At 60.9% G+C, this 14,764-nt stretch carries 11 protein-coding genes; 3 read left to right on the top strand and 8 right to left on the bottom strand.

Going from position 1 to position 14,764, the window contains the following annotated elements; translation table 11 throughout:
* Position 1: 1 nt before the first annotated feature.
* Together RE418_RS18440 and RE418_RS18445 are read left to right on the top strand one after the other, a co-directional pair.
* Positions 2-1,444 carry an efflux transporter outer membrane subunit gene (locus RE418_RS18440; RefSeq protein WP_145956980.1) on the top strand — a complete coding sequence of 481 codons (1,443 nt, stop codon included), beginning with the start codon at positions 2-4 and terminating at the stop codon, positions 1,442-1,444.
* A 155-nt stretch (positions 1,445-1,599) separates the two neighbouring features.
* On the top strand, positions 1,600-1,953 hold the full coding sequence (locus RE418_RS18445; RefSeq protein WP_025302880.1) for a DUF1493 family protein: 354 nt from the start codon (positions 1,600-1,602) through the stop codon (positions 1,951-1,953).
* A 14-nt stretch (positions 1,954-1,967) separates the two neighbouring features.
* On the opposite strand, the gene RE418_RS18450 is transcribed toward RE418_RS18445, so the two are convergent.
* From RE418_RS18450 to RE418_RS18480, 7 genes are all read right to left on the bottom strand, one after another.
* On the bottom strand, positions 1,968-2,168 hold the full coding sequence (locus tag RE418_RS18450) for a heavy-metal-associated domain-containing protein (RefSeq protein ID WP_049295648.1): 201 nt from the start codon (positions 2,166-2,168) through the stop codon (positions 1,968-1,970).
* Positions 2,169-2,238: 70 nt separating this feature from the next.
* Positions 2,239-2,709, bottom strand: a complete 471-nt coding sequence (gene cueR / locus RE418_RS18455) for a Cu(I)-responsive transcriptional regulator (RefSeq protein WP_049295646.1) — start codon at positions 2,707-2,709, stop codon at positions 2,239-2,241.
* Positions 2,706-5,276, bottom strand: coding sequence for a heavy metal translocating P-type ATPase (locus RE418_RS18460; RefSeq protein WP_089180919.1), 2,571 nt, complete (start codon positions 5,274-5,276; stop codon positions 2,706-2,708). Before RE418_RS18460 ends, cueR begins: the two co-directional genes overlap by 4 nt.
* Before the next feature lie 61 nt (positions 5,277-5,337).
* Complete coding sequence (locus RE418_RS18465; protein ID WP_089180918.1) at positions 5,338-6,816, bottom strand: efflux transporter outer membrane subunit; 1,479 nt, start codon at positions 6,814-6,816, stop codon at positions 5,338-5,340.
* The gene (locus tag RE418_RS18470; RefSeq protein WP_089180917.1) at positions 6,800-9,973 is read right to left on the bottom strand and encodes an efflux RND transporter permease subunit; all 3,174 of its coding nucleotides are present in this window, start codon (positions 9,971-9,973) and stop codon (positions 6,800-6,802) included. Before RE418_RS18470 ends, RE418_RS18465 begins: the two co-directional genes overlap by 17 nt.
* Entirely contained in the window at positions 9,970-11,130 is a 1,161-nt protein-coding gene (locus tag RE418_RS18475; RefSeq protein WP_272932650.1) for an efflux RND transporter periplasmic adaptor subunit, read from the bottom strand. Before RE418_RS18475 ends, RE418_RS18470 begins: the two co-directional genes overlap by 4 nt.
* Positions 11,131-11,301: 171 nt before the next feature.
* Positions 11,302-11,871, bottom strand: coding sequence for a DJ-1/PfpI family protein (locus RE418_RS18480; RefSeq protein ID WP_043143542.1), 570 nt, complete (start codon positions 11,869-11,871; stop codon positions 11,302-11,304).
* Positions 11,872-12,207: 336 nt separating this feature from the next.
* On the opposite strand from RE418_RS18480, the gene RE418_RS18485 reads away from it, so the two are divergent.
* Positions 12,208-13,197: an ankyrin repeat domain-containing protein gene (locus RE418_RS18485; RefSeq protein ID WP_089180916.1), complete on the top strand. Its 990-nt coding sequence runs from the start codon at positions 12,208-12,210 to the stop codon at positions 13,195-13,197.
* A gap of 67 nt (positions 13,198-13,264) precedes the next feature.
* On the opposite strand, the gene RE418_RS18490 is transcribed toward RE418_RS18485, so the two are convergent.
* On the bottom strand, positions 13,265-14,539 hold the full coding sequence (locus tag RE418_RS18490) for a Glu/Leu/Phe/Val dehydrogenase (RefSeq protein WP_043143546.1): 1,275 nt from the start codon (positions 14,537-14,539) through the stop codon (positions 13,265-13,267).
* Positions 14,540-14,764: the final 225 nt, after the last annotated feature.

The raw sequence follows: 14,764 nt of genomic DNA on the forward strand, positions 1-14,764 counted from the left end.
CGTGTTGCAACGAGTCATGATGTTAACTTTACCGCTGCTGCTGAGCGGGTGTCTGTCGCTGGATCCACACTACCAGCGCCCGGCGGCGCCGGTGCCCGCCAACCTGCCGCAGGGCGAGGCCGCCGGCAAGCAGGCGTTGAGCTACCCGGACGTCGCCTGGCGCGACTATGTGCAGGACGCCAGGCTGCGGCAGGTGGTGGCGCTGGGGCTGGACAGCAGCCGCGATCTGCGCGAGGCGATCGCCAATATCGCCTCGGCGCGCGCCCTGTACGGTGAGCAGCGCTCGGCGCTGTTCCCGACGATCAACGCCACCGCCGACGGCAGCCGCGGGCGTTCGCTGACCGGTAGCGGCAATGCCACCGCCATCAGTCAGAGTTATGAAGCGCAGGTCGGCGTCAGCGCGTTCGAGCTGGATCTGTTCGGCAAAAACGCCAGCCTGTCGCGCGCGGCGTTCGAAACCTATCTGGCCAATTCGGAGGCGGCGAAAAGTACTCGCCTGACGCTGATCGCCGATATCGTCACCGACTGGGTGGCGGTGGCGGCCGAGCGCAGCAATCTGGCGGTGGCGCAGCAGACGATGGAAAGCGCCAAACGTTCGCTGGAGGTGACGCGTAAGAACCAGCAGCACGGCATTGCGTCGCTGGTTGACGTGGCGTCGGCGGAGACCGTTTATCAACAGGCGCGATCGGACGCCGCCAGCTATGCGACCAGCGCCGCGCAGGCGAAAAACGCGCTGGATTTGGCGGTGGGGCAAAGCGTGCCGGAAAATCTGCTGCCGAGCGGTATCGATGGGCTCGGCGAAATCATGCGCAATCTGCCGGCTGGGGTGTCTTCGCAGGTGCTGCTGACGCGGCCGGACGTGCTGCAGGCTGAGCATAACCTGAAATCCGCCAACGCCAACATCGGCTCGGCGCGGGCGGCGTTTTTCCCGTCGATCAGCCTGACCGCCAGCGGCGGCGTGGGCAGCGGTGAACTCTCGTCGCTGTTCAGCCACGGCGCGGGCGTCTGGTCGTTCGCCCCGAGCATCAGCCTGCCGATCTTCAGCGGTGGCTATAACACGTCGCAACTGAACTACAGCAAAGCGCAGAGAGATCTGTATGTCGCCACCTATGAGAAAGCGGTGCAGACGGCATTTCAGGAAACCGCCGACGCGTTGGCGCGTAAAGCGACTCTGCAGGAACAGCTGGCGGCGCAAACCGGCTATGTGGCGGCGGCGCAGCAATATTATCGCCTGGCCGAGTTGCGTTACCGCCAGGGCGTGGACAGCTACCTGACGCTGCTGGACGCGCAGCGCACGCTGTACACGGCGCAGCAGTCGCTGATCGCCGCGCAGCAGACCGCGTACGACAATCAGGCCACCCTGTATAAAGTGTTGGGCGGCGGCATTGCCGCCGAGCGGCAGGGGGACGGCGTCATCGCCGACAAGACGACGCTCAGCCGCTAACCATCGACCGCGCGCGCCAGAAGTGTGGCTGCGCGCGGTTTTTTATGGAAAGTGTAAAGAAACAGAAAACCCGCGCGGCGGCCCGAACTCGCCGCGGCGAGCAGAGTCAGACAGAGAACCGCATTCATCTTTATTCATACCGGCTTGAGGTCGTCATGGCAGAAGACATTCAGCAACAGGTCATCGCGCTTATCGCCGCATTCAACGCGCCTGGGCGGCAGAAGAAGGGCGTGGTCATCACCCCGGAAACCGAGATCAACACCGCGCTCAGTCTGTCGTTCAGCGACTCCAACACGCTGATGCGCCGCTACTTCGATACCTTCGGCGTCGACAGCAGCAATTACAACCACGAGCTGTATTTCCAGCCGCCGGCCAACACCGGGCGCTGGTTTTCCCCCTCCGCCTGCAAAGAACACCCCCGGCCGCTGTGCGTGTCGATGCTGGTACGCTCCGCACGCGCCAAACGCTGGCTGTACGACATCCATTTCCTGATCGAGCAATTGCGCTAAGCCTGATGCGGCGCTTAATCCGCCTCGGCCGGAGGAAAACCGGCTTCGTCCAGCGCGGCGATGAAGGTATCGCTGTGTAACAGACTCTCGATGAGCACTTCCCGTTTGGCCGGCTCGGTTTGAATGCGCGCCTGCGGGTCAACGCTCAGCAGCGTCTGGGTGACAGATTTAGCGCAGCCGCCGCAGGTCATGGCGGGAATATGAAAACGAATCATTTTACTCTCCTCGTCGATTACGGTGTTTGATAACGGTAAAGCTTGCCAGCATGGCAGGGTCAAACTCTTTTTACGGCGATTCACGCAGACGCCTTGGTTTCGGCTCGCGCATCAGCCCGAAACGCGGCGTTTGGCGCGGTATGGCGGCGGCTTCCGGCTCCGCCAAATCGGCCAGAATAGGGCAGTCGGGGCGCGCATTGCCGCGGCAATGGCCGGCAAGGCGTTCCAGCGTTTGCGCCATCGCCTGCAGTTCAACAATCTTGGTTTTCAGCACCGCGATATGTGACAGCGCGACGGCTTTAACATCAGCGCTGGCACGTTCGCGGTCGTGCCACAGCAGCAGCAATGCAGATATCTGCTCAACGGAAAAACCCAGGTCGCGTGAGCGCCGGATAAAGCGCAGGCTATGCACCTCAGGCATACCGTAGTGGCGATATCCCGCATCGGAGCGAGCCGCTCTCGGGATCAGGCCTATTTGCTCGTAATAGCGAATCATCTTCGCCGAAACGCCGGATAATTTGGCGGCTTGTCCGATATTCATCCTGTCCTCCTGTTACGATGATGCCGATATCCCGGTGGGGGGGCTGCTTCTGCCACCGCTGCAGCGCGGCTCTCGACGGCCATCGGCGCGTGGAAACGTTTTAGCCGCAGCGCATTGCCAAGGACGAACACGCTGGAAAGCGCCATCGCGGCGGCGGCGAAGATCGGTGAAAGCAACGTGCCGTTCAACGGATAGAGCAGGCCCGCCGCTACCGGGATCAGTATGACGTTGTAGGCGAAGGCCCAAAACAGGTTCTGCTGAATGTTGCGGATCGTCGCCTGGCTGAGCGCAATGGCGTTCGCTACGCCGCGCAGATCGCCCGACATCAACACCACGTCGGCCGCTTCTATCGCCACATCGGTGCCTGTGCCGATAGCCAACCCTACGTCCGCTTCCGCCAGCGCCGGCGCATCGTTGATGCCGTCGCCGACGAAGGCGACTTTCGCGCCGTTACTGCGGAAGGATTTCAGTGCCGTCACCTTGCCCTCGGGGAGCACTTCGGCCGCGATTTCATCAATCCTCAGTTGCCGGGCGATCGCCGCCGCCGTTGCGGCGTTGTCGCCGGTGATCATCGCAACCTTGAGCCCGAGCGCATGCAATGCCGCGATGGCTTCCGGCGTTGTTTCCTTAATCGGATCGGCAACGGCGATCACCGCAGCCAAACGGCCATCGATGGCGGCATAAAGCGGGCTTTTACCTTGGGCACCGAGGCGTTCTGCGACGGACTGAAAACTTGTCACATCAAGCCCGAGCCGTGTCATGAAGCGATCCGCACCGACGGAAACCGCCCGGCCGCCGAGGCTGGCCGAGACGCCGAAACCCGGTACGGCATCAAAACTGTCGACGATGGCGAGCGTGAGATCACGCTGTTTTGCCGCCGCGACGATCGCTTCCGCGATGGGGTGTTCGGATCGCGTCTCGACCGCGGCAACCAGGGCCAACACCTCGTCATAGTCGAAGCCCTCTGCGGGTTCGAGGTCGGTCAGCTCCGGGCGGCCTTTGGTCAGCGTGCCGGTTTTATCGAGAGCGATAACGCTGACATCGCGCAGCGCCTGCAGAGCCTCACCTTTGCGGAACAATACGCCCAGTTCGGCGGCGCGCCCGGTGCCGACCATGATCGAGGTTGGCGTCGCCAGGCCCATGGCGCAAGGGCAGGCGATGATCAGCACCGCGACCGCATTGACCAGTGCGAACGTCAGCGCCGGGGTGGGGCCGAGGACCAGCCAGATCAGGAACGTCAGCGCCGCAGCGGCCATCACCGCAGGAACGAACCACATGGTGACCTTATCGACCAGCGCCTGAATCGGCAGCTTGGACCCCTGCGCTTCTTCCACCAGTCGGATGATTTGCGCCAGGACGGTATTCGCGCCGACTTTTGTCGCCCGGAAACTGAACGCGCCGGTTTTGTTGATGGTGCCGCCGACCACGTCGGCCCCCACGATTTTCTCGACCGGCACCGGTTCACCGGTGATCATGCTTTCATCGACATAAGACGCGCCTTCGATGACCTCGCCATCCACCGCGATTTTCTCCCCCGGCCGGACGAACACCACATCGCCGGCAACCACCTGCTCGAGTGGGATTTCGACCGTTTCGCCATGCCGCTGGACGCGCGCGACCTTGGGTTGAAGGCCGACGAGCCGTTTGATGGCCTGCGAGGTACGCCCCTTGGCGCGCGCCTCCAGCACGCGTCCGAGCAGGATCAGCGTGATGATGACGGCGGCGGCTTCGAAATAAACGTTGGCGGTGCCCTGCGGCAACACCTCGGGGGCGAAGGTGGCGACCAGCGAATAGCCGTAAGCCGCCGCCGTGCCGACCGCAACCAGCGAATTCATATCGGGGGCGCCGCGCAGCAGCGCCGGAACGCCTTTGCGGAAGAAGCGCAGGCCGGGGCCAAATAAAACCAAGGTGGTAAGGACAAACTGGATGTACCAGCTCGTCTGCGCGCCCAACACCTGCATGACCCACTCATGTATGGCGGGAATGAGGTGCGAGCCCATTTCCAACAGGAATACCGGCAGGGTAAACAGGGCGGCACCGAACAGGGCGCGCCGCAACGCGCGCGCCTCGTTTTCGCGCTGTTCGGCGGCCTGGTCGCCCGCGCTGGCGCTATCCGCCGTCAAGCGACGAGACGTATAACCGGCACGGGTGACGGCGGCTTCCAGATCGCCTGCGGATACGGTGCCGGCCAGGTAGCGCACCCGCGCGCGTTCGGTCGCCAGGTTGACATTGGCCTCGATCACGCCGGCAACCTGGGCCAACGCTTTCTCCACCCGGCCGACACAGGAGGCGCAGGTCATGTTTTCGATCGCCAGTTCGGCAGTTTCCTCTCGCACCGTATAGCCGGCGCCTTCAATAGCGCGAACGGCTGCCTGCGGATCGGCCTGACCGTTGAACGTGATGTCGGCGCGTTCGGTCGCGAGATTAACCGTTGCCGCCTGTACGCCTTGAATCGCGGTCAAGGCACGCTCGACGCGCCCGACGCATGAGGCGCACGTCATGCCTTCAACCGGCAGGCTCAGACGCGCGGACGAAGGCTGAGGTAAGTGGGTATGGGATGAGTTCATGTTACGTGCCCTTAAAAGAGTAACGGATATCAAAAGGCTAGAGCTTCCCATCGCGGGAAGGTCAAGGTTTACCGCCAACTTTTTTCGCTATGGCCGAATTGCCTGCGCCGCGGCAGTCGCTCATCGCCGTTGCGCACACTTCCCAGCCACCGCCGAGCGCTTTATAGATGCTCACCACGGCAAGCCGCTGCCGGGTGTGTGCGAGCTCCACCGCCCGCCGACTGCTGAAGTCGGCCCGTTCGGCTTCGAGCACCTCCAGGTAAATGCCCTGTCCCGCCGCAAAGCGCAGCCGTGAGAGCCTTGCCGCTTCGCGGTTCGCCGCCGCTTCGAGCAACCGCAGAGCAAGCAGGTCGGCCGCTTCGGCGTAGGCTTTGAAGGCATCATCCGTTTCACGCAGCGCACGCAGCACCGTCTGGTCATAAATCAATAACGCCTGTCGCGCCTGCGCCTCGCTGGCGGCGATCCTGGCGCGCACGCGGCCGATATCAAGAAATGACCAACGAATGATTGGCGCGATGAAGCCAGACAGCACGCCGGCGCCATTTATCGCATCGAGATTGCCGGCGACCAGCCCGATCGAGCCTCGTGCCTCAACGTGCGGGTAGAGATCTGCTGTTTCAACGCCAATCCGGGCGGTGGCCGCGGCCAGCTCCCGCTCCGCCGTCGCAATGTCGGCGCGTCGGGCAAGCAGGGCGCCGGGCGTACCCACGGCGATAGTCCGCAGCGCAGGCAGCTGACTCCCCCGTTCGGTGGCCGGAGGACGGAATGTTTGGGGCGTTTCGCCAAGCAGCGTCGCCAATACGTTGACGGCGGCGGATCGGCGACGTTCCAGTTCCGGCGTCGTCGCTTCGACGCTGAGCAAGAGCGCCTCGGCGCGCAATCGGTCTACTTCGCTGGCGACGCCGGCGCGCATTTGTCTTTCAACCTGCGCCAGGCTTTCACGCTGGCTTTGGTTGATGTCGGCGACCACCTTAAGTTCGGCCTCAAAACCGCGCAGTTCGAACCAGGTGGCGGCCACTTCGGCGGCGACGCCCGCCTGAACGCCCCGCAGCAGTGCTTCACGGCTCCCTGCTTGCGCCTGAGCGAGCTCAACCGAGCGCCGAACGCGCCCAAAGAGGTCGATTTCCCATGCGGCGTCAAGCGCGCCGCGGTAGGTTTCCGCATGGCGCGGCTGGGCGGCCATTTTTTCTGCCTCCCCCCGTCGACGCGTCTCATAACTCAACGCGACGTCGCCGCGCGGCAGGAAATCCTGCCGTTGTTCACGCAACAGGGCCTTGGCTTCGTCTAACCGGGCGACGGCGATGCCGACATCATGGTTCGCCGCCAACGCGCGCCGAATCAATTCGGTGAGCGCCGGATCGTCGAAGATGCGCCACCATGCGATCTCGACATCGCCGGCGCCGAGTCCCACCGGCGATGGGCCGAAGCCGGAGAGAGCCCGGGGGGCGGGCGGCGAGTAATCTGGACCGACCGCTGCACACCCGGCTAACAAGGCGATCGCACTCAGCGGCAATAAAAAGGTTCTACGAAGATTTCTCATCAGACTCGCTCCTTACGTTGGCTTTGCCTTTGGTACGGTATTGCTCGAATCGCGCCGTCAGGCCGCGAATCACCACATAAAACACCGGTGTCAGGAACAGGCCGAACAAGGTCACGCCCAGCATGCCGGCGAATACCGCAACCCCCATGGCATGGCGCATTTCCGCACCCGCGCCGCTGGCGAAGATCAACGGAATGACGCCGGCAATAAACGCGATCGAAGTCATCACGATCGGTCTTAACCGCAGCCGGCAAGCCTTAATCACAGCCTCGAGCGTGTTAGCACCTTCATCCTCCAGACCGCGGGCAAACTCGACGATCAGGATGGCGTTTTTGGCGGCCAAACCGACCAGCACAATGAGGCCTATTTGCACGAAAACGTTGTTGTCGCCCCCCAACAGCCAGACGCCAATCATGGCGCTCAACAGACACATCGGCACGATCAGCAGTACGGCCAAAGGCAGCAGCCAGCTGTTGTATTGCGTGGCCAGAATGAGATAAGCGAGCAGTACGCACAGTGGGAAAATGAACAGCGCCGCGTTGCCCGCGAGCTTTTGCTGATAGGTGAGATCGGTCCATTCGACGGTCATGCCTTCCGGCAGCGTCTCTTTTGCCAGTTGCTCCATCAAGGCCACCGCTTGACCGGAACTGACACCTATCGCCGCGCCGCCCGAGATATCAGCCGATGGGTAGCCGTTGTAACGGATGATGCGATCCGGGCCGGAGCCGGGCGTCACGGTAACAAAGGAAGACAGCGGCAGCATGTCACCGGCCGCGTTGCGCACCTGCAGTCGGCCGATGGCTTCCGCCTGCATGCGATGGTCGGCATCGGCCTGGGCGGTCACCTTGTAAGTGCGGCCAAATCGGTTGAAGTCGTTGATGTAAAGCGAGCCGAGGTAAATTTGAAGCGACTCGAACACATCCGCCAGGCTGACACCCTGACTTTTCGCCTGCGTACGGTCGATAACCACATCAAGTTGCGGCGCATTGATGTCCAGGCTGGTCATCAGACCGGCGACCTGTCCCGATTCGGTGGCTTTCACCATCAGGAGCCGCGTGTGCTCAACCAGAGACTCAAGCCCCACGCCGCCGCGATCTTCCACCTGCATCTTGAATCCGCCGGTGGCGCCGAGACCGGGGACGGGCGGTGGCGGAAATACGCCGAGGAAACCATCGGGAATGTCGGCGAACTTCGCCTGCAGCCGACCCGCTATGGCTGACGCGGCCAGATCGGGCGTGGCGCGCTCTTTAAACGGATCGAGCATAACGAACATCACGGCGGCGTTCGGCACATTGACGAAGCCGTTGATAGACAGCCCCGGAAAGGCCACGACGCTTTCCACGCCGGGTTCCGCCAGCGCGATCTTCGACATCTGTTTAACGACCGCATCGGTGCGATCCAGCGAGGCCGAGTTGGGCAGTTGGGCGATGCCGACGAGATAGTACTTATCCTGCATGGGCACGAAGCCCGGCGGTACGGCCTGGAAGCCGAAAAACGTCAGAACGAGCAGCCCGCCGTAAATGGCCAGCGCCACGCCGCTGACGCGCACCGTTTTACGTACGGCATTGGCATACGCGTCCGGCGCGCGTTGGAAAGGCCGGACGGCGGCTTGCAAGATACGCTGAATGCGGCCGGGAGCGCGATGTTCCGCCGGGTGCGGCCGCAGCAGCAAGCCGGCCAGCGCCGGGCTGAGCGTCAGGGAATTGAGCGCCGACAGCAGGGTAGAAATGGCGATAGTCAGTGCGAACTGCCGGTAAAATTCCCCTTGTAAACCGCTCAGGAACGCCGTTGGGATGAACACAGCGGCCAACACCGAGGTGATGGCGACGATCGGCCCGGTGACTTCATCCATGGCGAGCCGTGCGGCTTGCTGCGGCGTTTTACCGTTTTCGATGTGCCGTTCGACGTTTTCCACCACCACGATCGCGTCATCGACGACGATGCCGATAGACAATACCAAACCGAACAGAGACAGCGTATTGAGAGAGAAGCCCATCAAATGCATGATGGCGAACGTGCCGACCAGCGAGACCGGCACCGCGAGCAGCGGAATGAGCGAGGCTCGCCAGCTACGCAGGAACACCACCACCACGATCACCACCAGCAGGATCGCTTCCAACAGGGTCGTCACCACCGACTCGAGCGATGCCCGCACGAAAACCGTGGGATCATAGGCGATTCGTGAGCTGAGCCCGGCTGGGAAGTCGCCTTCCAGGCGTTTGACGGTCGCTCTGACCGCCTGAGCGACGTCCAGCGCGTTGGCGCCCGGGCTCTGAATGATTTGCAGCGCGACGGCCGGCTCGCCGTCGAGCAGGCTGCGCAGCGCATACGCATCGGCGCCCATGTCTATACGGGCGACGTCGCGCAAGCGGGTCACCTGGCCGTCGCTGCCGGTGCGGATGATGATATCGCCAAACTGTTTCTCATCGGCCAGCCGCCCCAGGGTATTGACCGTAACCTGAAATGCGGCATTGGTATCGGGCGCCTGACCGACGGAACCGGCCGCCACCTGCACGTTTTGCTCGCGCACCGCAGCGATCACATCGCCGGCGGTTAGCCCGCGTGCGGCGATCAGATCCGGATCCAGCCAGAGCCGCATGCTGTATTCGCCGGCTCCCCAAACCTGGACATCGCTGACGCCCGGAATACGGGACAGCTCATCACGAACCTGCAGATAAGCGTAATTCGAGATATACAGCGGATCGTAGCGTTGGTCGGGCGACAGCAGATGCACCACCATCAGGATGTCCGGTGAGGTTTTCTGCGTCACCACGCCCTGATGCTGCACCTCTGCAGGCAACCGGGGTAACGCGCGCGCCACCCGGTTTTGCACCTGGATCTGCGCCATGTCGGCATTCGTTCCTTGCGCAAACGTGACGGTCAACGTCATTCGGCCGTCGGTCGCCGCCTGTGAAGACATATAAAGCATACCTTCGACGCCGGTGATGGCTTGCTCCAGCGGCGCGGCCACCGTTTCCGCGATCACATTGGGATTGGCGCCGGGGTAAGAGGCGGTCACTTGGACGGTGGGCGGCGTGACCGCCGGATATTCGCTCAGCGGCAATTGGAACAGCGCCACGATGCCGGCGATCAACGTCAAGATGGAAAGAACAATGGCGAAGATCGGGCGTTTGATGAAGAAGCGGGGAAACGTCATGTCGCATCTCCCATCGTGTTCGGTTGTGTTGCAGGCGTGCCGTCAATCATCGAAGGGCGGGGTGTGATCGCCATGCCGGGGCGCACCAGCCCTTTCACCACGATGCGTTCTCCCGGTTGCAGCCCTCGCTCTATCACGCGCATCCCATCAACAACCGGGCCAAGTTCTACCGGGCGGTATTCGGTCTGGTTGTTTTTATCGACGACCAGGACATAACGACGGCTTTGATCGGTGCCAATCGACAGATCGGCGATCAACACCTTGGCCTGTGGCGCGCCGGTTTCCAGCTTGATCTTGGCGAACAGCCCCGGGGACAGCCGTCCATCGGGGTTATCGATCACCGCGCGCAGGCGTACCGTGCCGGTCGTCCGTTCAGCAGCATTGGCGATAAAGTCTACGCGGCCGGGACGTGAGTATGTTTTGTCGCCGATCAACGCCGTCATGACCTTGATCTCATGCGTTGCCGTCTTGTCGCGCCAGGCGGCCAGCGATTGAAAATAGGTGCGTTCATCGACGTCAAAGTAGATGTGGAGTGGGGTGACGGAAACGATGGTGGTGAGCGCCGTGACGCCGCTGGCGACATAGTTGCCTTCGGTGATGAGCGTCCGCCCGACTCGCCCGGTGATTGGCGCGGTGACGCGCGTAAAGGTCATGTCCAGTTGCGCCGCCGTCAACGCCGCCTTTGCCGCGTTGACCTGCGCTTTACTCACATTCATCGCGGCAGTGGCGGCATCAAAACGCTCGCGGGCGATGACTTTTTGGTTGAACAGCGTTCGGGCGCGCGCAAAGTCGGCCTGGGCGAGCATAGCGGTGGCTTCAGCCTCTTGCAGCCGCGCCGCTGCGGCGTCCAGCGCCGCCTGGAAGGGCCGCGGATCGATACGAAAGAGCGGATGGCCTTTTTCAATGACGCGCCCTTCAGGGACGTTCACGGCCTGTATGTACCCGGCGACCCGCGGCCGCAGCTCAACGCGCTGGACGGCGGTCAGGGAACCGCTGAATTCGACAAAAGGGGTGACCGGACGCACCAGCACCTCGGCCACCGGTACGGCGGGTGGCGGCGGTGCGGTGGCGGACGGTGCGCTGTCGTTGCATCCGGCAACGGCGAAAGCGATGCTTACCGCCGCTGCCGTCGAGAGGAGAGTTTTAGCTTTCATCATTTGACCTTTTCTACCGACGTCGACTGTGGAATTTACTGCGTAGCAGCAGCTCATCCTGCGTTATCCGGCTTCCAACGTTGGCAAGGTCAAGCGATTTAGGGCGGGGGCACTGATACCCGCATGACGAGTGACAATAACCTCGTGCCGCAAGAGCGGTACGAGGTTGCGCGTTTACTGCTCCAATACCTCGGCGAATTTCGCCAGCCACTGCGGATGCGCCGGCCAGGCCGGGGCGGTGACCAGATTGCCGTCGACGTGGGCCTGATCGATGCCGATCTCCGCATAATGGCCGCCGCCGAGTCGCACCTCCGGGGCGCAAGCCGGGTAGGCGCTGCAGGTGCGGCCCTTCAACACCCCGGCCGCTGCCAGCAACTGCGGGCCGTGGCAAACGGCGGCGATCGGTTTTTTCGCGGCGTCAAACGCCTGCACCAGCGCGATCACCTCGGGGTTCAGACGCAGGTATTCGGGCGCCCGACCGCCGGGGATCAAGAGCGCGTCATAGTGTTCTTCTTTGGCGGCGGCAAAGTCGGCGTTCAGGGTGAAACGATGACCGGGTTTCTCGCTGTAGGTCTGTGCGCCGTCAAAGTCGTGGATCGCGGTCTGGATGTAGTCGCCGACGGCTTTGCCGGGGCACACGGCGTCCACCCAATGGCCGATCATCTGCAATGCCTGAAACGGCACCATGGTTTCGTAATCTTCGGCGTAGTCGCCGACCAGCATCAGGATTTTTTTCTTGCTCATGATCACAACTCCTGCAGGAGGGGGAATGCCTAAGGTATAGCCCAGCCCCCCTGGGAATGCGAACCGCAAAGTGCTGTGGAATACACGATTAAAAAGCGTAAAAATTGAGTTGACTTTCTTGGCAAGAATAAAGGCCATAATTATCTTGGCGGTCTAATCAGTAATGAATTTGATTTTCGTTTGTTTCCTATGGTAGAAAAACGGCTCCCCACTAAAATGGAAGAGAAATCTGTTAGCACGCTTCATACGAATACTTCAGAGTTCTGTGATTATGACCATTGCGTAATAATGGAAAGCACTTGTTTAATTTTTTTATTATTTTGAAGGAACAAAAAAATGCCTATTTTAAATCGCTGTGCCACAGCCTGCGCACTGGCGCTGAGCCTGCTGGGGAGCTCGGTTGCAGCACACGCTGGGGAACAAGAGGAACTTACCCAAAAACTCGATGAGTCGGTAATGACGTATGCTTACTCTAAGAGCAGTAGCGATATGGACACCATTAATGAACTGATAAAAAATGGCGCTCACCCTACTATTCAAACGTTATGGTATGCCGCCTATTACAAACAGCCGGCGCTGCTCGATCGTTTTCTTGATATGTCGGTGAATGTGAATCAAGCCATCAGTGACAATGGAGAAACCGTATTGTTGTCAGCGTTGGGAAATACCGACAAGTCTGAATTATCCGATGATGACCTTCACATTTTACAGAGCTTGCTAAAAGCAGGTGCCAATACCAACGTCATTGCACAAGGGGGGACTAATACACCACTTATTGCCGCCGCCCAAAGCCAAGGAGCCGCGCCCGCGCTGGTAAAACTGTTGCTGCAATCTGGTGCGGATGCCAAGCAGGTTACCCCGCAGGGATTCTCACCGATAATGGGGGAAGGGGCGACTAATCTGGAGGTCATCAAACTGCTGGTAGCCGCCGGTACAGATCCTTATGGCGTCAGCAAGGTAGGATCAACGCCTTTGCACTTTGTTTGCACGCGGGATGCTTCCCAAGACGGCCAGCCGGACCCGCAAGCGGCACAGCGTATCGCCTTGTTGCATAAACCCGGAACCTCTATCGATGCTCAACCGCCCCAGCAACAGGCCTGGCCTGTTGGCACACCACTGCTGGAAAGCCTGACCAGCAATAATCCTGACTGCGTCAAGGCGTTGTTGGCTGCGGGTGCCGATAAAGATGCGCTGGCTTTCCCGGCAGAGTATGTGGCAGCAGATCCAAGCGTAAAAGGTAAAACGGTTCGTCAGAATATACTCGGGTCGGCAGAAAAATATCCCGACCTGTATTCGCCAGAAATCGTGGCCTTGTTTCAAAAATAGGTGAAACGAAAAAGGGGGCTTTCGCCCCCTGAAACAATGGCCCGCTCGCAGGCCAAATAAGCCGGCATCAACCTGGGTAGATGCCGCGCTCTTTACGTGCGGTCAGGATGCGCTCACAAGCCACGATGTAAGCCGCGGTGCGCAGGCTGCACTCTTTCTCTGCGGCCTTGTTCCAGACGTGGACCATCGCGTCGGTCATGATCTTGTCCATACGCTCGTTGATCTCGGACTCGCTCCAGAAGTAGCTCGCCATATCCTGCACCCACTCGAAGTAACTGACCGTTACGCCGCCGGCGTTACAGATAACGTCCGGAACTACGGTGATGTTACGGGAGCGCAGAATGTCGTCCGCTTCTGGGAAGGTTGGGCCGTTAGCCCCTTCCAGCACCAGCTTGGCGCTGAGGATTTCGGCGCGCTGGCGGGTGATCTGGCCTTCCAGCGCCGCAGGGATCAGGATGTCCATGTCAACCGACCAGAACGCTTCGCTCTCGATCTCGCTGGCACCCGGGAAGCCGGCGATCTGCTTGTGCTTGGCCTGGTATTCGGTCAGCGCGACCAGATCGATACCGTTGGCGTTGAACAGGGTAGCGGAGTGGTCCTGGATGGTGACGACGCGCGCGCCGACGCCGACGAACAGACGGGCCGCTTCGCTGCCCACGTTACCGAAGCCTTGTACCGCCACTTTGGCGCCTTCGATCTGCACGCCCAGACGCTTGGCCACTTCGCTGCCGGTGACGAACACGCCGCGGCCGGTCGCTTTCTCACGGCCCAGGGAACCGCCGAGGTGGATTGGCTTGCCTGTCACTACGCCGGTGATGGTGGTGCCGTGGTTCATGGAGTAGGTATCCATCATCCAGGCCATCACTTTGGCGTTGGTGCCGACGTCCGGCGCAGGGATGTCTTTCTGTGGCCCGATGATGAAGCCGATTTCGCTGGTGTAGCGGCGGGTCAGTCGCTCCAGTTCACCTTCAGACAGTTTGAACGGATCGACGCGGATGCCGCCCTTGGCGCCGCCGTACGGCAGGTTGACCGCGGCACACTTGATGGTCATCCAGGCGGACAGGGCCATCACTTCGTTCAGATCGACGTCAGGGTGGAAGCGGATACCGCCTTTACCCGGCCCGCGCGACAGGTTGTGCTGTACGCGGAAACCTTCGAAGTGACGGATGGTGCCATCGTCCATCTGCAGCGGGATATCAACAATCAAAGCGCGTTTAGGGTGACGCAGCGTATCAACCCAGCGTGAGAGGTCGCCGAGGTAAGGGGCGACGCGATCGATTTGTTGCAGATATGTAGCCCAAGCGGTGGTGCTGCTGTCTGAAGCGTAGGATAGCTTTTCCATAACCAACCTTTATATTTTAGAGGTATTTATTTCGTTTAACCGTGGATTAGCAAGCGCATAACACTTTGCGACGCTAAATTTACCACTAATTATGCCGGTTGTTAGCCCCCCTCTCATCGGGCCAGCGGACGGTTTTTCGCCGCCTGCAGGGCGGCAAATGAATAGTTAATTACTTTTTGTCGACGGTGAGCGAGTTCATGCATATTTTATGCATATAAAGCGCAT

Source organism: Serratia sp. szju (assembly GCF_044594185.1).
Taxonomy (GTDB): Bacteria; Pseudomonadota; Gammaproteobacteria; order Enterobacterales; family Enterobacteriaceae; genus Serratia; species Serratia bockelmannii.